Origin of the sequence: Bombilactobacillus bombi, from assembly GCF_013607485.1 — a bacterium.
Classification (GTDB): Bacteria; Bacillota; Bacilli; order Lactobacillales; family Lactobacillaceae; genus Bombilactobacillus; species Bombilactobacillus bombi_A.
The window spans coordinates 54,077-74,774 of record NZ_SCHP01000001.1 but is presented as its reverse complement, the minus strand read 5'-3'; the positions used below and the strand labels follow the sequence as shown (position 1 = coordinate 74,774).

15 protein-coding genes and 1 pseudogene are annotated in these 20,698 nt (G+C 37.6%); 8 read left to right on the top strand and 8 right to left on the bottom strand.

Annotated elements, in window-relative coordinates:
* Positions 1 to 96: 96 nt before the first annotated feature.
* On the bottom strand, positions 97 to 1,929 hold the full coding sequence (gene glpO, locus EQ827_RS00320) for a type 1 glycerol-3-phosphate oxidase (protein WP_181188997.1): 1,833 nt from the start codon (positions 1,927 to 1,929) through the stop codon (positions 97 to 99).
* A 710-nt stretch (positions 1,930 to 2,639) separates the two neighbouring features.
* On the opposite strand from glpO, the pseudogene EQ827_RS00315 reads away from it, so the two are divergent.
* Positions 2,640 to 3,077: pseudogene (locus tag EQ827_RS00315) on the top strand (FAD-binding oxidoreductase); the annotation flags it as partial.
* Positions 3,078 to 3,163: 86 nt separating this feature from the next.
* On the opposite strand, the gene EQ827_RS00310 reads toward EQ827_RS00315, so the two are convergent.
* On the bottom strand, positions 3,164 to 4,429 hold the full coding sequence (locus EQ827_RS00310) for a uracil-xanthine permease family protein (protein ID WP_181188995.1): 1,266 nt from the start codon (positions 4,427 to 4,429) through the stop codon (positions 3,164 to 3,166).
* A 169-nt stretch (positions 4,430 to 4,598) separates the two neighbouring features.
* On the opposite strand from EQ827_RS00310, the gene EQ827_RS00305 reads away from it, so the two are divergent.
* Complete coding sequence (locus tag EQ827_RS00305) at positions 4,599 to 5,222, top strand: histidine phosphatase family protein (RefSeq protein ID WP_181188994.1); 624 nt, start codon at positions 4,599 to 4,601, stop codon at positions 5,220 to 5,222.
* On the opposite strand, the gene pyrE is transcribed toward EQ827_RS00305, so the two are convergent.
* Together pyrE and pyrF are read right to left on the bottom strand one after the other, a co-directional pair.
* On the bottom strand, positions 5,219 to 5,845 hold the full coding sequence (gene pyrE, locus EQ827_RS00300) for an orotate phosphoribosyltransferase (RefSeq protein WP_181188993.1): 627 nt from the start codon (positions 5,843 to 5,845) through the stop codon (positions 5,219 to 5,221). The genes EQ827_RS00305 and pyrE overlap by 4 nt on opposite strands.
* Positions 5,846 to 5,847: 2 nt before the next feature.
* Positions 5,848 to 6,558 carry an orotidine-5'-phosphate decarboxylase gene (gene pyrF, locus EQ827_RS00295; RefSeq protein ID WP_181188992.1) on the bottom strand — a complete coding sequence of 237 codons (711 nt, stop codon included), beginning with the start codon at positions 6,556 to 6,558 and terminating at the stop codon, positions 5,848 to 5,850.
* A 193-nt stretch (positions 6,559 to 6,751) separates the two neighbouring features.
* On the opposite strand from pyrF, the gene EQ827_RS00290 reads away from it, so the two are divergent.
* A complete protein-coding gene (locus EQ827_RS00290) occupies positions 6,752 to 7,987 on the top strand; it encodes an MFS transporter (RefSeq protein ID WP_181188991.1) in 1,236 nt (411 codons plus the stop codon).
* 123 nt (positions 7,988 to 8,110) lie between these two features.
* Here EQ827_RS00290 and EQ827_RS00285 read toward each other — a convergent pair whose 3' ends face one another.
* The 3 genes from EQ827_RS00285 to EQ827_RS00275 form a co-directional block, all read right to left on the bottom strand.
* Positions 8,111 to 8,959, bottom strand: a complete 849-nt coding sequence (locus EQ827_RS00285; RefSeq protein WP_181188990.1) for an aldo/keto reductase — start codon at positions 8,957 to 8,959, stop codon at positions 8,111 to 8,113.
* 173 nt (positions 8,960 to 9,132) lie between these two features.
* Entirely contained in the window at positions 9,133 to 10,101 is a 969-nt protein-coding gene (locus tag EQ827_RS00280; protein WP_373563499.1) for a beta-galactosidase small subunit, read from the bottom strand.
* On the bottom strand, positions 10,082 to 11,959 hold the full coding sequence (locus EQ827_RS00275) for a glycoside hydrolase family 2 TIM barrel-domain containing protein (protein WP_181188988.1): 1,878 nt from the start codon (positions 11,957 to 11,959) through the stop codon (positions 10,082 to 10,084). The genes EQ827_RS00280 and EQ827_RS00275 overlap by 20 nt, the downstream gene beginning before the upstream one ends.
* A gap of 190 nt (positions 11,960 to 12,149) precedes the next feature.
* Here EQ827_RS00275 and EQ827_RS00270 point away from each other — a divergent pair, with 190 nt between their 5' ends.
* Positions 12,150 to 12,950 carry an AraC family transcriptional regulator gene (locus tag EQ827_RS00270; protein WP_181188987.1) on the top strand — a complete coding sequence of 267 codons (801 nt, stop codon included), beginning with the start codon at positions 12,150 to 12,152 and terminating at the stop codon, positions 12,948 to 12,950.
* Between the two features lies 1 nt (position 12,951).
* Here EQ827_RS00270 and EQ827_RS00265 read toward each other — a convergent pair whose 3' ends face one another.
* The gene (locus EQ827_RS00265) at positions 12,952 to 13,848 is read right to left on the bottom strand and encodes an ArsR/SmtB family transcription factor (RefSeq protein ID WP_181188986.1); all 897 of its coding nucleotides are present in this window, start codon (positions 13,846 to 13,848) and stop codon (positions 12,952 to 12,954) included.
* A 207-nt stretch (positions 13,849 to 14,055) separates the two neighbouring features.
* On the opposite strand from EQ827_RS00265, the gene EQ827_RS00260 reads away from it, so the two are divergent.
* The 4 genes from EQ827_RS00260 to EQ827_RS00245 all read left to right on the top strand — a co-directional run bounded on the left by EQ827_RS00260 (position 14,056) and on the right by EQ827_RS00245 (position 20,563).
* Entirely contained in the window at positions 14,056 to 15,507 is a 1,452-nt protein-coding gene (locus EQ827_RS00260; protein WP_181188985.1) for an alpha-N-arabinofuranosidase, read from the top strand.
* 29 nt (positions 15,508 to 15,536) lie between these two features.
* Entirely contained in the window at positions 15,537 to 16,799 is a 1,263-nt protein-coding gene (locus tag EQ827_RS00255; protein ID WP_181188984.1) for an MFS transporter, read from the top strand.
* Positions 16,800 to 16,990: 191 nt separating this feature from the next.
* Positions 16,991 to 18,601, top strand: a complete 1,611-nt coding sequence (locus EQ827_RS00250) for an APC family permease (protein WP_181188983.1) — start codon at positions 16,991 to 16,993, stop codon at positions 18,599 to 18,601.
* Between the two features lie 318 nt (positions 18,602 to 18,919).
* Positions 18,920 to 20,563 (top strand): peptide ABC transporter substrate-binding protein, encoded by a 1,644-nt coding sequence (locus EQ827_RS00245; RefSeq protein WP_181188982.1) that lies wholly within the window; start codon positions 18,920 to 18,922, stop codon positions 20,561 to 20,563.
* The last annotated feature ends 135 nt before the right edge of the window (positions 20,564 to 20,698 follow it).

The following is a 20,698-nucleotide window of genomic DNA, read 5'->3' as shown; positions in this document are numbered from 1 at the left end:
ATTTTTAGTTGTTATTCTATTAATAGCATGAGTATTATATTCTAATGAAAAAACCAACGATTATTTTTGTAAATTTTCTAGTATTTGCAACTTTTTTTAATGAACTTCATTTTTAAGATAGTGCAATTGAGAATTGGCAATAGCTTTATCCAAGGCTTGTGTCTGTAGTTGTTTTTGCTCAGCATCCCAATTAAAGTAGCGTGCCATTTCGTCAATAATTGGCTCTTTAATTTTATTGATGCTATCAGCTTCAAATAACAAATGATTAGTGCGTCGCAAAAGATAATCAACGGCAGTTAAGGTCATTTCATTATCTAAAGAATAATGCAAAGCTAGTGTTTCACCTAAACTCAAGCCGGGAGCAGCCGGCAGCCGGTCAGCCAACGCAAATATTTGAGGTGCATTGGAGCCGAATAGATTGGCCAGTTTAAAAGCTTCATCAGCGCTTATTCCCTGATTGATTCCAACTTGGGCATATTCGTTAATAGTCTCGTCCACTTTAGCAGGATCAAAATGTCCCCCCGAAACCTGTAGGTTTTTTGAATCTGGCAGTTGAAGAGGCTGTGATAGTTGTGGATCCAAAATTTTTTTAATCTTTTTCATAGCTCCTGCAGCCATCTTGCGATAATCAGTAATTTTGCCTCCTGCTAAATTCATTAATCCATCCGCGTCAACAGTTAAGGAGCTGCCCCGTGAAATTGAAGATGCGCTTGCACTTTTTTCAGATTGAGCAGTTTGCAGCTGCGAGAGTACTTTTTCAATATCACTACGGGTAATTTTACCAGCGTTGTATTGGGTGACGGCTGTAACGAGCTCATTGAAGCTTTTATCAGATAATACCTTTTTAGAACCACCATTATAATCCGAACTACCATTAGAAGACAATAACGGCCGTAAGCCCGCCCAACTTGCTTCGATATCAGCGAGTGTTAGATGTGCTTGAGGATAACGGCGATTCATAATTTCTAATAGATAATCAACATCTGCTTGGGTGACTTCTGGGTGTTTAAAATCACCTTGATAGTCAGTATCGGTGGTACCAAAGTAAGTTTTATTAAAGCGTGGAATGACAAAAATCATACGTCCATCGTGTTTACCGGTATCAAAATAAGTCGCTGTTGGTACTTTGAGTCTCGTATCAGATATTACTAGATGAACCCCTTTAGTAGGGCGAATATGGTCGGCTTCGTGATATTTATTGTCTAAATTTCGAACTTGATCAGACCAAGGACCAGCCGTATTGATAACAATTTTGGCATGAATATCAAATTCTTCACCATTTAATAAATCACGAGCACGGACGCCGTTGACTTTTCCATGTTCATCATGATTAATTTGTAAGGCCTGTACATGACTTGCCATGAGTCCGCCACTAGCAGCAGCTTCTTTAATGTTTTCAATAACTAAGCGGGCATCATTATTTTCAAAGTCTAAGTAAACCCCAGCCCCCAATAAATTATGTGGATTCAAATCTGGTTCTAGCTGTAAGACTTCTTCTTTGGGAATCACTTTATTAGCGTATTTACCAGTGACATGAGCCAAGCGATCATATAAATCCATGGCAATTTTAACTGAAAACATATTAAAGGTGGCATCTGGTTCATCATAAATAGGGAGAATCATTTGTTTAGGACGTGGGATATGAGGAGCAATGCCTTGGACAACAGCTCTTTCTTGAACGGTGTCAGCCACTACTTCCACATCAAAAGTTTTTAAATAACGAATACCGCCATGAACTAGTTTAGTGGAACGCGAAGAGGTTCCTTCCGCAAAATCCTGCATTTCAATGAGACCAGTTTTTAATTGGGCGGCAGCGGCCTGCAAAGCGACTCCCGCCCCTGTAATACCACCACCAATTGCTAAGACATCTAAGTGATCTTTTTTTAAATGTTCTAAAATGTCACTACGAGTTGCTTGAGAAAAAGTCATGCTATAGCCTCCAAGTTTATTTAAAGAAACAAGTTCCGCTGGCTACTTTTGATTAGCTGTGAATATTCTTTTGTGAACCTGTTTTAGACGGCAAAATCCAGTTTTGGTAGTCATTTTAATTTTTGCCAATAACCAACTCCTATTTATCCTCATAAGGCGGTTACTCAAGGACTGTGGACTTAACATTCAGTACTAAGTAGAGTTCACTTATTTTGCCCTCAGTCCAATGCAATCGCTTACAAAAATTCTAATACAAGCAAAACTTGGCTACCAATTAGGCTGAAACAGTATTAATTTACTAAAAGCATAAGCGAGATTAATTTTTCCAAAGTTTCCATCTTTTCAAGAGCAGTAAAGACTCATGCAGTTTGAAATCGCTTACCGTCTTTAAGATACTAAATATAATTCCATAAGTCAAGCACAACGCACAAAGTTAAGGTAACTCAAATTCGGAATATAATAGTAAAAGTGGCTAATGCAACTAATGCTTGTGAAATAATTATTATCTCAAAGCTTTAACAAAATTGTCAGTATTTAAATATCTTTATGGTAATGGATGTGAAAATATATTTATAATGAGGTATATGCTACAATAAGCTCATAATGTGAAAGGAAGCGTATGCAATGACGGTATTTACAGCCTATACTAAAGAACAAATCTTAGCATACTTAAAAGCGCAGGTACCCCATGCCCAAGTTCATGTTGATGACAAAGAAGCCCAGCAATTATGAAATTGCGGCAAGATATGCTTCCGGCAGTATTTGCACAATCTAAATATCATATTATGGAATATATGGCAGTGCCTTTATCTAAATTAGCAGAAATGGTTGATTATATTGATGAAGTTTCACAAAAACAGCAAGTTGATATTTATACTGCTGGTCATGTCGGTGATAGCAATTTGCATCCAAGTTTATTATGGAATGAGCAGCCAGAGGCTCCAGAAAGTGTGAAGGAAGCTGTGAGAATGTTGTTTAGAAAAGCCTTGAGTCTTGGGGGAACGATCTCCGGTGAACATGCTGTAGGTATGTCTAAAAATCAGTGGACAGTTGAAGAATTAGGTAATGATGTTGACCAAATCCAACATCAAATAAAGAATCTGTTTGATCCTTTAGGAATTTTAAATCCTAAACGTAAAATAAACTAAGCCCAACCTTGCTTATTTAAAAAACCACCGAAAGAATAGGGGTGAAGACAATATTATGTCTTCACCCCCTTGTTAATATTAAAAGCTTATTTCTCGCTAGCAGCTTTTTGTGGCAAAATCAGATTTAAGACAATTCCTAAAACAGTTGCTACAGCTAGGCCGGAAAATTGATATTGTCCCAGCTGTAGGTAGGCGTTGCCGATTCCAATGACTAAAATAAGAGAACCAATCATTAGATTACGTTTTTGGTTAAAATCAATGTGATTATCAATTAAAATTCTCAGTCCACTAGAAGCAATCACTCCAAATAATAAGAAGCTAATGCCACCAATAACTGGAGAAGGGATACTTTGGATTAATGCACTTAATTTGCCAATAAATCCAAAAATCATTGCTAAAGCCGCCGCTCCTCCAATTACCCAGACACTATAGATTTTGGTAATGGCCATCACGCCAATATTTTCGCCATAACTAGTGATAGCAGGTCCACCAATTAATCCTGCAATAATTGAAGCAGTTCCATCGCCGGCCAGAGTATGATTCAAGCCCGGATCTTTAAAAAAGTTGCGATGAGTCAAACCATCAAGAACCATGATGTGGCCCATGTGTTCTGTCATAGTTACAAAGGCAATCGGTGCTAGACTCAAGATAGCGCCCCAATAAAAGTGTAGATGATAGCTAATACCAGGGATTTGAAAATTCGGCACTTGAAACCAAGGCGTTTGAGCAATGGGCTTGAAATCAACTAATCCGCATAAAACAGCAATAAAATAACCAACGATAATGCCTAATAAAATAGCTACTTGACTCCAAAAACCCTTGAGATACATATTAAAGAACACTGTAATTAACGCTGTGGCTAACGCAACGATGAAATATTTAATATCGTAATGGCTGCCGTTCATTGTGGCATCTTTTGCGGCCGTCCCCGCTAGAGAAAGGCCAATGACCATAATGATAGGGCCGACTACAATAGGCGGTAAAGCCTTATCAATCCAATTTGAACCAATCAGACCAACAATTAAGGCAGTGATAAGATAAACTAAGCCGACTGCAACGGTGCCTTGGGCAATTCCGGGGTAGCCCACAGTTTTCATTAAAGCTACCATGGGTACAATAAAAGAAAAACTGGAACTCATGTAAGCGGGAATTTTGCCTTTGGTAATCAGTATATATAACAACGTCCCGACTCCAGAACTAAATAGAGCAATCCCAGGATTAAGTCCCACTAAAATGGGAACCAAAACTGTCGAACCAAACATGGCAAATAAATGTTGCACTGATAACCCCAACCAATGGCCCCAACTGGGACGTTGTGGAATGTCCATTAAAATATCTCTTTCTGTCGGCATTTTACCCTCCATAATAAAAACCCCCAAAGTCTGTGACTTTGAGGGTTCACTAATATCTTCTCTTAGCAATTCCTTCATAGTTTCACAGAACTATCGTTAAAGGATGTATTTTTGCTATAATAAAACTAATTGTGTAAGTTGTCAATAAAATATTTTAGGAGTGGATTGAATGATTAATGTGTACATCGTGCGCCATGGAGAAACTGATACAAATAAAGACGGCAAAATTAATGGGGCTTCAACTGATTTGCCTTTAAATCAAACGGGGCAACTTCAAGCGCAGGCTTTACATGAAAGTTTTGACATGTCCAAGATTGCTCGAGTTTACTCTAGTCCCATGAAGCGAGCTTTTCAAACTGCTCAAATTGTCAATGATGGTCATTGTAAAATTGAAGTAGACGAGCGTCTGCAAGAAATCGACTACGGCGATTGGGATGGATTACTGGCAGATCAAGTACAAGCCCAATATCCTCAGGCTTTTGATGATCAAGGATACTTACGGGATAACTATAGTGATTTTTGCAATGGTGAATCTTACCAGCATTTATCCCTGCGTCTAAGTAATTTTTGGCAGGATTTAGTGACTAATAACCGTGATAATTCAATTTTAGTAGTCTGTCATGGTACAGTGTCCCGTTCCTTAGTTCAAACAGTTTTGGGAATTCCGGATATTAGTCAAGTTATGCAAGTCCGCAATGCTGGAGTGATTAGCTTGGCTGCTGAAGAACAGACCGGCAAAGCCTTTTTGCGGTATTACAACCGTGTAGCACCGGCGGAGTTTTTCTTGCGTTAATGCCAATTATGCGGATCTTGATGCCATTTTTGTAATAATTCTAATTCTTGTTGTGTAATCTGATTTTGTTGTTGTGCTGTGGCAATCAAGGTTGGATAATCGGTGAGCGTCTTTAGGGGAACTTGGGCTTGTTGAAAGTTGGCTTGGCTGTCCGGCAAATCGTAACTAAAAATTGCCGCTACACCAAGAATGTGAGCTTTTTTAGGAATAGCCTTGGCCGCGTTTAAGACACTGCCACCAGTTGATATCAAGTCATCAATTAAGACTACTTGATCATCTTCTTTTAGTTGGCCTTCTACTTGCTTGCCTGCTCCATGATCCTTAGGTTTAGGGCGCACATAGCTCAAGGGTAAATTTAAGCGGTCTGCTACTAAAGCGGCATGCGGGATGCCGGCTGTGGCTACCCCGGCAATGACAGTGGCTTGCGGGTAAAATTGCTGGATAAGTTGTGCTAAACCGTTAGCAATGTGATTGCGCACTTCTGGAAAAGCAATTGTTTGGCGATTATCTGTATAAATTGGAGCTTTTAAGCCACTGGCCCAGGTAAAAGGTGCTTGTGGGCTAAGTGTAACGGCCTTAATTTTGAGTAAATCTTGAGCGATTTGTTCTGCCATAGTTGTCATAATTAGTTCCTCCATTGTTTTAAAATTTGCTGATAAACGGCTACAGGATCATTAGCTTTAGTAATAGGCCGGCCTATAACCAAACCGTTACTTCCCCAAGCTTTAGCCTTGCTGGGAGTTGCAATCCGCTCCTGATCATCAGCAGAATTATCCGCCAGCCGAATGCCAGGATTGATGCATAAAAAGTTTGGCTGTGTTACTTGGTGAATAATTTGATTTTCTTGAGCAGAACAAATGACCCCATCAGCACCATTTTGTTGGGCTAACTGGGCTAGATGACTGACCGCTTGGGGTAAAGTGGCAGCAATTTGTTGTTCTTTTTGCATTTGAGTTTGAGAAAATGAAGTTAACTTGGTGATTGCCAATAATTTGGGGACAGCTTGATGTTGTTCTTGGCTGCCGCGAATTAGGCCGGCCTTGGCACTTTGAATCATTTTGGAGCCACCCGCAGCATGAATAGTCAAGTAATCAATTTTTTGGAGTGCTAATTGATAAGCCGCTTGTTCCACGGTGTTAGGAATGTCGTACAATTTTAAATCCAAAAATATTTGTACTTTTTGCGCTTGTAAATATTTTATAATGGCTGGACCTTGAGAATAATATAACTCCATGCCCACTTTAACTGCTAATTGGTCAGTATTAGGAAACAAATCTAAAAATTTTTGAACTGCCTTTAATTCTCCAAAATCTAAAGCAATAAAAACAGGACCCATAATTAACCACCCTTCTTCAAATTTGCTGGAGTCAGCTTAAACTATTTTTGATAATTCGTCAAATACGAATAATAAATTGTTTTTTTAAATTAGCGTTGCTATTTTTTTAACTTTGTGTAATAATACAAACAATTTAATTGCAGTGCCAGAAAAAATAACGAATGTCTGCGAGCATTCATTTTGGAGGGAAATTATGGAATCAGTAGTAACACAGCAAACACAAACAAAAAGCCACGCGCTAACTTCTAACCAAAAATGGACGATTGCTTCAACCTCGGCAGGTTTTGCCTTGGAGAATATGGATGTGATGTTTCTATCCTTTGCGCTTTCTTCAATTGCTGCTAGCCTACATTTGCAGGGAGCTCAAGCAGGTTTGATTTCGTCAATCACTAATTTGGGAATGTTAGCGGGTGGTGTTTTATTTGGCCTTATTGGCGATCGCTATGGCCGCGTTAAAACTTTTTCTTACACTATCTTTATTTTTGCAGTGGCGACAGCTGCCATGTATTGGGCACATAACATTACAATGATTTATATTTTTCGCTTTTTAGCCGGGATTGGTGCTGGGGGCGAATATGGAGTGGGAATTACCCTCATTGCTGAAAATTTTGATCAGCGCCATATTGGGACGATGACATCAATAGCTGCCATTGGCGGCCAGATTGGCTCAATTTTAGCCGCTATTGGTGCCGCCATGATTATTCCAGCGCTAGGCTGGCGGGCCTTGTTTTTACTAGGTGTTATTCCGGTGGTATTAACATATTTTATTCGTAAACATGTGCATGAAAGTGATGAATATATTGCTTTACAAAAAACCCAGCCTGCGGCTAAGAAAAAGGTTAAAGTCAAAACACTTTTCCAATCTTGGACTTTAGGGGTTCAGACTGTTTCTTTAATGTTTATGGTGGTTGTGCAAATAGCGGGTTATTTTGGCTTGATGAATTGGCTGCCAACAATTATGCAGAAAAAATTGGGCTTAAGCGTAGCAGGTTCTTCCTTATGGATGATTGCTACTATTATCGGCATGAGCGTGGGAATGATGACTTTTGGCCGAATTTTAGACTACTTTGGTCCACGTAAAGCTTTTGGCATTTTTCTTATTGCTTCTGCTTTATCAGTTTTTGGAATTACTTTAGTCTTTAATGAAGTGACAATGCTATTTGCTGGGGCAGTTTTAGGGTTCTTTTCTAATGGAATGTTCGGGGGCTACGGAGCAATTATCAGTCGCTTATATCCAACAGAAATTCGCTCCACAGCCAATAATGTCATTGTCAATGTCGGTCGAGCCATTGGTGGTTTTTCTTCAGTGGTGATTGGATTTTTGATGGACCATTATACTTTAATTGTGGTCATGGGATTCTTGGCGGCCTTATATGTTTTGAGCTTTATTGTTATGTTGACAATTTCCAACTTGCGGAAATTGGCGTAAAGTATAGGGAGCATTATCTAAATAAAATTTTAATTTATTTGAGTAATTTGGCATAGTATCAAAGTTATAGCACAGTTTTAAAAGAGCGAAGACAATCATTGTCTTCGCTCTTTTTTGAATTCATTAATAAATAGCTAAGGGTTCTTTATGTTCAGGTTTAGGATAAGCTTGCTCTAGAATTTTTAAATCAGCAGGAGCTAATTTGATTTGTAAAGCTTGGAGGTTATCCTGCCAATGTTTAGGGCTGCTGCTTTTAGGAATCGCTAATATTTGTGGCTGTTGGATTACCCAGGCTAATAAGATTTGGTAGACGGTGGCTTGATGTTTCTGAGCAACTTTGATAACAGCAGGATTTTGGGCCATTTTATTGCCTAAAATCGGGCCACGGCCTAATGGACTATAAGCAATTAAGGGTATTTGATGTTGCTTTTGCCAAGGCAAGAGGCTATATTCAATTCCGCGAGTCTCTAAATTGTATAAGTCTTCATTAACTGCTACATTATTTCCTTGGGGTAACTGCCAAAGCTCTTGCATATCTTCTAGATCAAAGTTAGATACACCCCAGGCGCGGATTTTCCCTTCGTCTTGGAGGGCTTGCAGAGTAGCGATGGTTTCTGCTAAAGGCACTGATCCCCGCCAATGGTAAAGGTACAGATCAAGATAATCAGTTCTTAATCGCTTTAAGCTGGCGGCTAAACTACGGCGCATTTTGCGGGCGGAAGCATTTTGTGGCAATACTTTGGAAATAATAAAGAGCTGGGAACGCTCATATGACTGAATGGCCTGACCGACTAAGCGTTCTGCTTGTCCGTTGCCGTACATTTCAGCAGTGTCGATAACCCGTAAGCCTGCATCTAGAGCCGTTCGAATAGCAGCAATTTCGGTATTGAAAGTTTGGGGATTTTCACCCATTTCCCAGGTGCCAATGCCCAAAGCTGGCAGTATTTGTTGATTAATAGTCACATTTTTCATTGGAATCCTCCTTTACTTACAAATACTAGTACTTTTTTAAAGACATAAAAAGTTATTACAACTAAAGTTTATTAAGAAGAGCTGGCAAAATTAAATACTAAAAAAAGAGCTGGGAAAAACTAGTTCCAACTCTTTTTCAAGATTAACTAAATAGTAGAATTGTTTTAGAAATATTAATTAATATTTTTACCAATAATTTTAAAGGAAAATTGAATATCTTTAGCTGCGGAGATATGATAAGCTTCTTCGACATCACTACCCCAACTGTCAATACCACCGACGCCACGGACAGCGCCGAAGATATTGAGGACTGTTCGGCGAATTGGTGGCAGTTCTTCTTGATGGGTGGCATTTTCTAATTCTTCAGCAGTATAGGGCAAACAGCTAAAAGCAAAAGGAGTTTTTTGATTGATTATTGAAAGGTAAAAAGGCTCAATTTTGGTATGAATGTTATTTTTAACAGTGTTGCGGGCTATTGTTAGTCGGGTTGTCTGCATATGAACACCACAGTCTTGTGGGACTAAATAAGGTGTTACGGGTAGACCGCTGATATGATAAGTCCCATGTTTGCCGCCAGCCATCCGGTCGGGATAAGTTTCGCCGGCTAAGCCATCATATTCGTACCATAAAGCAGTTGTTGGGATCAAAAAACGTAAACCAAAAACGGGCAATTCAGGTAATTTGGAGTTGCCATAATAATGTACGTCAACATCTAATTCACCGCCTGCGTCAACTTGATAGCTGACAGTAACATAAGTAGATGGGATGGTAAGAGTTTGATACGTAAAAATAATTTTAACTTCTTGCGCCCATTCTTGATTGGAATAACCATTATTTTGCGGGGGTAATGGTAGGGAAATCGGTTGATGATTGACTTGTATGGCAATATCTTTAACATTGATAAATTGGTCCGCTCCAAGCCATTGCAAAGCTTTTTTAGAAAAGCCATTGCCCCGATCATTATCGGTCGTTGCTCGCCAGAAGGTCGGTAAGGGTTCGCGATAAAGCCATTCTCGTTGGTTTATAACTAAAGATTCCAATCCGCCCCGCGCATAATTAAAGATATAGCGGAAGTTCTTGCCGCTTAGCCCTAAAGTACCGTCTCCATAAATAATCCGCAAATTATTCTTTGCCATAGTAATATTTAACCTCCTGTAAAGCGGGTTTGGGTTGGCGATTCGCAAATAATAGGCCATCACCGGAAAATTCATAATCGGAGACGCGATCGTCAAAATCGCCTCCGTAGCGTAAAACCATCTTACCGGTGGCTTCATCTTTTACCCATAAGGCTTGATCAATGAAATCCCAGATAAATCCTCCTTGAAATTGAGGATATTTTTCCAATAGATCCATGTATGACTGCAGTCCGCCGACGGAATTGCCCATACTATGCATATATTCGCAAAGGATAAAGGGTTTAGTTGGATTATTTTCTAAATAGTCCACGATATCTTGCGGAGATGCATACATCCGGCTTTCAACATCGGAAAGTTCCTTTTCATATTTGCGGTTATTAACCACTCCTTCATAGTGAATGAGTCGACTATCATCAACACTTTGATAGTACTGCTGCATCGCTACGAGGTTGGTTCCAGCAAAGGATTCATTACCCAATGACCAAAAAATAATACTAGGGTGATTTTTCAGTAATTCATAATTATTGCGGGCACGATCTAAAACAGCCATTTTCCATTGCGGTAAGGATCCAGGTACATTATAAGAGGGTTCAATCTCGTTGTTTTTTTGCCAAGATCCATGTGATTCGAGATTGTTTTCGGCCATGACGTAAATGCCTTTTTGATCGCATAGATGATACCAGTAGATTTGATTAGGATAATGCGAAGTACGAACAGCATTAATATTATTGGCTTGCATAATTGCCAAATCTTCCAACATATCATTTTTAGAAATTACTCGGCCACTATGAGCGTTCCATTCGTGGCGGTTAACTCCCTTAATAATGAGACGTTTGTTATTTAAATAAATTACTTTATTTTTAATTTCAATTTTGCGAAATCCAAATTGGTAAGGTACAACTTCTTGAACGGTATTATCTTTAAGTATGGATAACTCTAGTTGGTATAAATAGGGTTGGTTATGGGACCAGAGATGAAGGTCATTGACAGTAATCGCTGGTAAAGTAAGTTGAGAGTTGGTCTTGGCTTGAGTATTAAAAATTTCTTGACCTTGCTGATCTTTAATAACTACTTTGATTTCTGCTGGGTCCGATTGAGCAATTTTAAATTGTAGCTGAACTTTACCGGTAGTTCCATCAGCGTCTACTGTGGGCTTAATAGTTAAATCTTCAACGTGTACTGAAGGTTGGGCGATTAATTGAACATCGCGAAAGATTCCGAAAAAGCGGAAAAAATCCTGGTCTTCAATGAAAGCTGCGGTACTATATTTATAGACTTCCACGGCTAATTTGTTATTTTTATTTTTTATATACGGGGTCAAATCAAATTCTGCCGGAGTAAAACTGTCTTCGGCATAGCCTAAGAAATGTCCGTTTAGCCACACATAAAAAGCTCTTTCAACCCCCTCAAAACGTAAACGAATTTTTTTGTTTTGTAATGAAGGTTTTAAGTCAAAGCGCTTTAAGTATGAACCCACGTGATTATCAGCGCTTTGGCTGAATAATCCTGCTTCTAGCTGCTCATTTTCCAATGTATAAGGCGGCCGCCGAAATTGCTTACCTTCCCAAGGATAAAACGTGTTGATATAGTGAATTTGGCTGAAGCCAGCTAATTCAATATGTTGCGGAACTTGTATGGTATCAAAATTATCGGCCTGAAAACTTTCTTGGTAAAAATTACTTGGACGCACTTGGGGATTAGGTGAAAACTTAAACTGCCAAGTGCCATTTAATGATTGCACGAAGCTGCTCTGATTTTGCTGACATTCGGTTATATTCTGAAAAAATTGATGGTCGCTGTGGGCCTCTAGTTGGCCAACCCGAAAGACTTCAGGGTCATCTAGCCAAGATAATTTAGGCTGCATGATTGTCCTCCCTAATTTTTAAGGTAAATTATAGAAGACTATTTGGCAATTTAATATGATAATTTTCGCTTAAAATAGGTGATTTTAATTCATAAAAGCAATTTAATGATAGCGTATTAAATACTATTTAATTAGTCTTTGCTAAATTTTAAATATGTCTAGTTGATTATATAAAAGGAGCAAAAATTCTATGCGGATTGTAACTCGCTTAAATACTACTTTACCATTGTCCGGCGAAACTGTCGGCTATCATTGGACCCAAACGCCCGTTAGACGCAGTCACGGTTATCCTTTTTATCATTGGCTGCAGACAGAAGCTGGTGTTGGAAAAATAATTATTGGTCAACAGCATTTTTTGTTAAAAGCGCATGAAGGTGTATTGTTAGCACCCTTTGTTGCTCACCAATATTATCCGTGGGCAAATCAAACGTGGCAGACCGCCTTTTTAACTTTTTCAGGGGCTTTGGCGGCACCGATAGTTAATTATCTATTTCCTCAACCCTTTGCTCGTTTTCATTTAGATGCTTCCACCACAGGATATTTGCAAGAGCATTATGACTGTTTTCAACAAGATGATGCTGCCGCCACTATTTTACAATCTCAGATTATTTATAATTTTTTATTGTTGTTGCAACAAAGAGTTCCCCAAACGCCGCTAACTTTTTCGCAAAAGGCAATTGTGCAGCCTTTAGTGGCTTATATTCATCGCCATTATTCACAGAAGATTACTAATCAGCAATTGCAAGCCGTAACCCAATTTTCTGTTTCGCATACTAATAAAGTTTTTAAGAACTACTTTAACATGACGCCCTTACAATATTTAACAGATTATCGCTTACGCCAAGCTAAAGCCCTAATGCTTTCAAAACCAGAATTGCAAATTCAAGAAATTGCTGCCGCTACTGGCTTTGAAGATGTATCGCACTTTATTAAACTGTTTCGGGAGCATAATCACTTGACTCCCCGCCAGTTTCAAAGGGGCCAAAGTTAAATTAGTTATGACTATAGTAAAAAGTTCCTTTAATCCCCTGGTCATGATTACCAAATTTGTTGCCGAAAATTGTACAGCCACCGCGATTTTTACTGTCATCTTTTACTTCAAAACGCAAGGTCCAGCTAGGCTTAGATAGATTAATATCGGCAATGGTTGTATCTGCCGAATGGTGACCATCAATAAAAGAACCGTGCCGTGAAATGCGAAACGATTTTAACATTCCATATTGATTCATATCGTTATAAACCCATTTTGGAGTATAAAGACCGCGGACGTCGGAAAAATCTCCCGGGCTTGTCCACGTACCAATTTCGTAATTATCTAAAGAAACGGTAATGTCTGAAGGCCAGCGATTGTTAGAAAAGGGAAACTCAGAACTTAATTCAGCACTTAGTTCAATCATGACTAGTTCTTTATGTGCTTTTAAATAATTAGGGACTTGATATTCAACAAAGCCTTGGGCAAACCAGAGCATTCCTGCTTGATAGCGGAGAGGATTCATAAAATGGCTGGGATCATCAACTTTGCCAATAAAGCCCTTTGGGCCTGCCAAGCCACAAGTAGGGGCTACTTTAAAGTTAGTATATTGACCGATTGGTAATTCTAACTCCCAATGGTTTAATTTAGAATAGATTTTTTTAGGAAATCTAATATTAATGGTATCTACATTTAAGGAAGACAGGCGCTGTTTTCCTTTTTTTTCTGTTCTAATAACTTTGGCAGCTTCAAGTTTATCTAAATGTTTTGTTGTAATAGCATTACTTAAATTTAATGCTAAAGCAATTTGGGTGACGTTCATTTTTTGCTGGGCTAATAGTTGGATAATTTTCAGTCGGACGTCACTATCTAGAGCCGTGAAAACTGCTAGCGATTTCGCGGAAATATCTAAATCCATTTGTTCACCTCATTTAACCTTTTGGTTAAAAATAACGCCAATCCTTTTCTAAATCAAGGATAACGTTTAATTTTTAGAGGGGTTTTTATGGCGGATGTAAGCGATATACTAAAGTTGTTAAGCGGATAAATAATTAAAAAAACACCGTTGGACAAATATAATTGCAATTATATTTAAACAAATTTATTTAAAAAGGTTGGTTTAATCATGACAATTAAATTACTCACAGATCAAAAAGGACCAAAAATTAGTAAGTATATTTATGGCCAATTTTCTGAACATTTGGGTCGCGGTATTTATGGAAGTATTTATGTAGGTGAAAATTCTAAGATCCCTAATGTTAACGGAATGCGTAAAGATGTTGTGGACGCTTTGAAAGCGATTCATGTACCAGTTTTACGTTGGCCAGGTGGTTTGTTTGCAGATACTTATCATTGGCAACAAGGTATCGGTCCTAAGGATCAACGTAAAAAAATTGTAAACACTAATTGGGGCTCAGTTACTGAAGATAATTCTTTTGGAACTCATGAATATTTTGAATTATTGAGACAATTAGGTGCTGATGCATATATTAATGCCAATATTGGTAGTGGTACTGTGCAAGAAATGTCAGAATGGATTGAATATATGACCATGTCTGGTGAATCACCAATGTCGAATTTGCGGCGGCAAAATGGTCAAAAAGAACCTTGGAAAGTTAAGTTCTTTGGAATTGGTAACGAGTCATGGGGTGGCGGCGGTAATATGCGGCCAGAATATTATGCCGATGTCTATCGTCAATATCAAACCTTCTTACCACAATATAATCCTGATGATCCTATATATAAAGTGGCTTGTGGACCAAATGAAGATGATTATCATTGGACAGATGTAGTTATGAAGAATGCTGGTCAATTTTTAGATGGAATTAGCCTACATTATTACACTTTGCCAACAGGTGATTGGGAGCATAGTAAGGGCAGTGCAACAGGCTTTACCAAAGATTTATGGTATTCCACAATGAATAAAGCTCAATTTATGGATCGATTAGTTACTAAGCATTCAGCCATTATGGACCAATATGACCCACAAAAGAAGGTAGACTTAATCGTTGACGAGTGGGGAACCTGGTATGACGTTGAGAAGGGCACCAATCCTGGATTTTTATATCAGCAAAATACAATTCGTGATGTCTTATCAGCAGCTATCACTTTGAATGTTTTCCACAAGCATGCTGATCGAGTACACATGGCCAATATTGCGCAAATGGTTAATGTGTTGCAAGCAATGATTTTAACTAAAGATGACCAAATGCTTAAAACACCAACTTACTACCTATTTGATATGTATCAAAAGCATATGGATGCTGACTTAGTCGAAGCCGAAGGTACTTTGCCAGATCATATTACTTATACTGCTTCGCAAAAAGATGGTCAATTAACTATTAGTTTGGGTAATTATGATCTCAGTCAAGATCAAGATCTTGATTTCACATTTGCTTCTCCACTTAATAAGATTACGGAAGCAAGTATTATTACTGGTGAAACAATGGATGCTCATAATACCTTTGATAATCCTAATGCAGTAACTTTGCAAGACTTCCAAGGTGCAACTGTCAATGATGGTAAGCTACAAGTTAAATTGCCTGCTAAAAGTGTTGTTTCCATCACTTTAAAGTAAGACTGCATTAAATATGAGGAGGGTAACACATGGGTGTTTTAAAAAATATTAAAAGCCCCTATAATTCTTTCAATAAATTTTGGTCATATATTATTTCTGAAATGTCTTATAACTTTATGTGGCCAGTAATGGGGACCTTTTCTTCACTGTGGTTGGTAAAATATGCCGGATTTTCGCACGCCAATGTTGGTTTATCTTTTTCAATGATGTCTTTAATGGGATTGATTTCGGCGCCGATCTTCGGTTATATTGGCGACAAAATTCTGGAAAAAAAGTATTTAATTCAATTTATCGCGGTTTTATCAGTTTTGATGGGACCATTTATGGAATTGTTCATTTTGCCAATGCGGGGTGGCAATACCTATGCAATGTCAATTATCATGGGACTGGTTTTTGGCTTAGTTATGAATGGTGGTACCGGTGCGATTGAAACTTATGAACAAAGAATTAGTTTTGTTAACGGGTTTGAATACAGTTGGGTCCGCTCAGGTGTGACTATCATTGGGTTTATTGGTCCTCTAATTTGTGGTTATTTATTACTGACCGTTCCTAGACAGTTCTTTTGGAGCTTATCCGTTAGTGGATTAATTTTCTTGATTATGGTAGTGTTTTTTGTTAAACATGATGAAAGTAATTTGGGCGTATTACAAGATGAAGAACATGAAAAAATTAATTTTCATGGTATTTTAAAAAGTATGTTTTCTAAGGCCTTTATTGTATTTGTAGTTTTTTTATTGGGAACTGTGCCTTTGTCTCAAATTGCTGATCAGCAAGTGTCTAATTATTTTCAGACTTTCTTTAATAATAATCAAGGTGTAATGCTCTTTTCTTATTCCACAACTTTGCAACAGATTTTAGCCTTTATAGGGATGTTAGTAATTCCAGCTGTCATCAAAAAAATTGGCTATCGTAATGGTTTAGTAATTATGGCCTTTATTATGGCGATTAGATTGTTACTCTTTTCCTTTGCTACAAACTGGGTAGTTGTAGCCTTTGCCCAACTTCTTGGTGGCTTATATACACCATTATGGTTTATTTGCCCAATGGGTTACATTTTCTCAGTCTTTAACAAAAATGAATTTGCCACTATCCAGTCTTTAAGTACGGTTTCAGCTGTCCAGATTTCCCAAACGATTTTTTCAGGCGTAATTGGCTCCAGCTATGATAAGTTAGGTTTTCATTCAACTTATTTAATTCTTGGTATTATTTGTGGCTGTTTTGCCCTCTTTGCTGCAATTTTCTTGGTTCGGGGACATAATAGTAATCCGACACCAGTAAAACAAGCCGCTTAATAGTAGTGCTATTACAAACTAGCCAGTGGTTAGTTAGACATCAAGATCAGAACGAGAATTTGGTTCTGGTCTTTTTTATTTATTAAAGTTAATTATTCTTCTGGGCAGATAAACACCTTGACCTTAAGTGGTTGTTTGGGCACAATATAGTGTAATACATAACTATACTATTAAAATTAATGAGGTAAACCATGCATATTCAAAAAAAGATGAGTTTGTTTTCGATTGTTATGATGGCTTTAAGTGCCTTAATTGGTTCCGGTTGGCTGTTCGGTTCTTGGGAGGCCTCGAAGTTGGCAGGGCCAGCGGCTATATTATCTTGGGCCTTAGGAGGCTTAATTATTGGAACGATTGCCTATAATTATGTAGAAATTGGTACAATGTTTCCCGAATCAGGGGGAATGAGCAAATATGCTCAATATTCGCATGGCTCTTTACTCGGATTTATCGCTGGCTGGGCTAATTGGGTTTCTTTGGTAACTATTATTCCGATTGAAGCTGTGGCGACGGTTCAATATATGAGTACTTGGCCCTGGACTTGGGCTAATTGGACGCGGCAATTTGTGGGCCATGGCCAAATTACAACTGCTGGTTTAATGGTAGTTTTTGGCATAATTATTGTTTTTACTTTAATTAATTATGGATCGATAACTTTAATGACGCATTTTACTTCTTTGATTTCACTTTTCAAGATAGGCTTGCCGATTTTAACTGTAATTATTTTAACTTGGTCAAGTTTTCATCCGGAAAATTATGGTCATAGTGTGCAAGAATTTTTTCCATATGGAACAGCACCTGTATTAGCAGCTACTTCAGTAGCGGGGATTATTTTTTCTTTTAATGCTTTTCAAACTGTAATTAATATGGGCAGTGAAATTGAAAAACCTCAGCGTTATATTGGTTTAGGAATTACGATTTCTTTATTAATAGCAGGCATTATTTACTTATTACTGCAGAGCGCTTTTATTACTTCTATTCCGCCCAAAGCTCTTGCTCATGGTTGGCAGCACCTCACTTTTGATTCGCCTTTTGCTGACTTGGCAATATTGTTGGGAATTAATTGGTTAGCGGTTTTACTATATATTGATGCTTTTGTTTCACCTTTTGGTACGGGGGTATCCTTTGTAGCATCCGCCGCAAGGGCATTATCAGCAATGGAGGGCAATGGTCATTTGCCACATTTCCTAGGTAAACTCAATCCCAAATACCAAATTCCACGGGCAGCCATGGTGATTAATACGTTGTTAAGTATGGTTATGGTAGCAGTGTTTCGTTCGTGGTCGCTGTTAGCAACGGTGTTATCAGCTGCTACTTTGATTGCATATTTAACCGGTCCCGTGACTGCCGTTTCATTGCGCAAGTTAGGCCCGCAATTATTTCGCCCAATCAGGTTAAAACATTTGACATGGATTGCTCCGTTTTCATTTGTGTTAGCTTCTTTAGCCATTTATTGGTCGATGTGGCCAACTACTATTGAAGTAATCGGCATTATTATGTTGGGTTTACCGCTGTATTTATTTTATGAATATAGGCGCCATTTTCGTGATTTTAAAATTAATTTGCAGGCGTCTTGGTGGTTAATTATTTATTTAGTTGTAATATCACTCTTATCGTATGGTGGTAGTCATGAATTTGGCGGCTGCAATTGGCTTAGTTATCCTTGGGATCAGCTCGTCATTATCGCGGTTTCTCTAGTTTTTTATTATTGGGGAATTCATAGCGGGAAAATAACAGCAGATTTTCGTGAAGCTGAGCAGTTGAATTATCAAGCGCAGCAATTGTTTATTAAAGATGAGGGTTAATAATTATTTTATTAGAATAAGATTTGACATTTTAATAATTTGCTTATATAATGACAAAAAGTCAGATAATTGAGGAGATAGAAAATGATTAATTTAATTGAAAAATTAAATATTCGTCTGCGAAGCCGGTAAATCAGGTCGAATCCAGCATGGATGCGATCTGAGACGTCAGTTCGTGTTCATGCCGGCTTATTTTCTATTTCTGTCAGTATAAGTCTGCATGGATTACTCACATGCAGGCTATCTTTTTGTCTAAAAAGGAGTCTTCATGGTGAGGACTCCTTTTTTATTTTGAATAATTGATGAGAGGAAATTAATATGAGTAAAAAAAGTTTTGCGACAATTGGTTTAGCTATTATGATTAGCGCTTTAACTTTAACAGGTTGTCAGGCCAAGCAACAAAGTCAAGTTCCTAAAGACACTTATCGTACTTTTGTATCTGATGTTATTCCTACCATGGATTCTTCTGTTAGTACTGACATGATTAGTGGTCAAGCTTTAACTGATACTATGGAAGGCCTTTATCGTTATCAAGGTAAAACTATTATGCCAGCTTTAGCTACTAAAGTAGTTTCACCTACTAACGATGGTTTAACTTATACTATACCCTTAAAGAAAAATACTCAATGGAGTAATGGACAAACTGTCACAGCTCAAGATTTTGTATTTGCCTGGCGTCGTACCGTTGATCCACGAACTAAATCTCAATATGCTTATATTTGTGAAGGAATTGCTAATGCTAAAGAAATAACAGCAGGTAAAAAACCAGTTAATTCTTTAGGAATTAAAGCTTTGGACAAGTATACATTGCAAGTAACTTTAGATAAGCCATTACCTTATTTTAATGAATTAATGACCTCAGCGGTGTTTTTTCCACAAAATCAGACGGCAGTAAAAAAATGGGGTAAAAAGTACGGAACTAATTCTAAAACTTTAGTCTTCAACGGGCCATATAAGTTAGTCAATTGGAATGGACCAGATAATAGTTGGAAGGAAGTTAAAAATCCACATTATTGGAATGCAAAAAAAGTCAAAGTACAGCAGTTGAATTATCAAGTTGTAAAGGATTCTTCTACTTCATTAAATTTATATCAGGCTAATAAGCTTGATCGGACTAAATTAACTGGAGATATTTCTAAACAAATGAAGAACTCTTCAGAGTATAAAATTCAAAAGCAAAATTCTACTTTTTATTTAGAGATGAACAGGCAAAAAGATTCTATCTTTAAAAATACTAAAATTTGTCAGGCTATATCACTTGCCATTAATCGTCAGCAATTGACTAAAAAAATATTGGGTAATGGCACGATTGCTGCCACTTCCTTTACTCCAACTAATATGGCTTTTGATCCAAATAATTCACAAAAAGATTTTGTTGAGGAAACCAGTTCTACTGGTAAAGCGCAAACAAGTTATAATTTAAAGAGAGCTAAGCAATTGTGGAAATTAGGTTTAGCAGAAACTAATAATACGGATAAAAAATTTAAATTAATTCTCTTAGATGATGATTCAGATATTGCCAAACAGCAAGATGAATATTTACAAAATCAACTAGAAAAATTACCAGGGATGCAAATAACAATTAATAATGTTCCACTTAAAGGACGACTCAGTAGATCAGAAAATGGCAACTTTGACTTAGTAGTATCTGGTTGGACAGCAGATTTTCCCGATCCAATTAATTACTTAACATTATTTACTACTGGCGCCAGCAATAATTATGGTAAATGGAGTAATAACCAATATGATACCTTAGTTAATAAAAGTATGACTACAGATGCCAATAATCCTAGTCAGCGCTGGCAAGACATGATTGCTGCACAAAATTTAATCAACAACCAGCAAGCTGTAATTCCACTGTACCAAAATGGTGCTGCTTGGTTGACTCATAAACGGGTACATAACTTAGATTATGGACCATCGGGTATGTATAATATGGTATCTCTCCGGATAAAGGATTAAAATCTTTAAAATAAATTTATATACATTTAGCCAAAGTGCTAAATGTTTTTATTTGTGTAAAATATAATTGACATTTATTTTGGGCTTAGTATAATAAAAGTATGTCAAATATAACTGACATATTAAAAAGGAGTA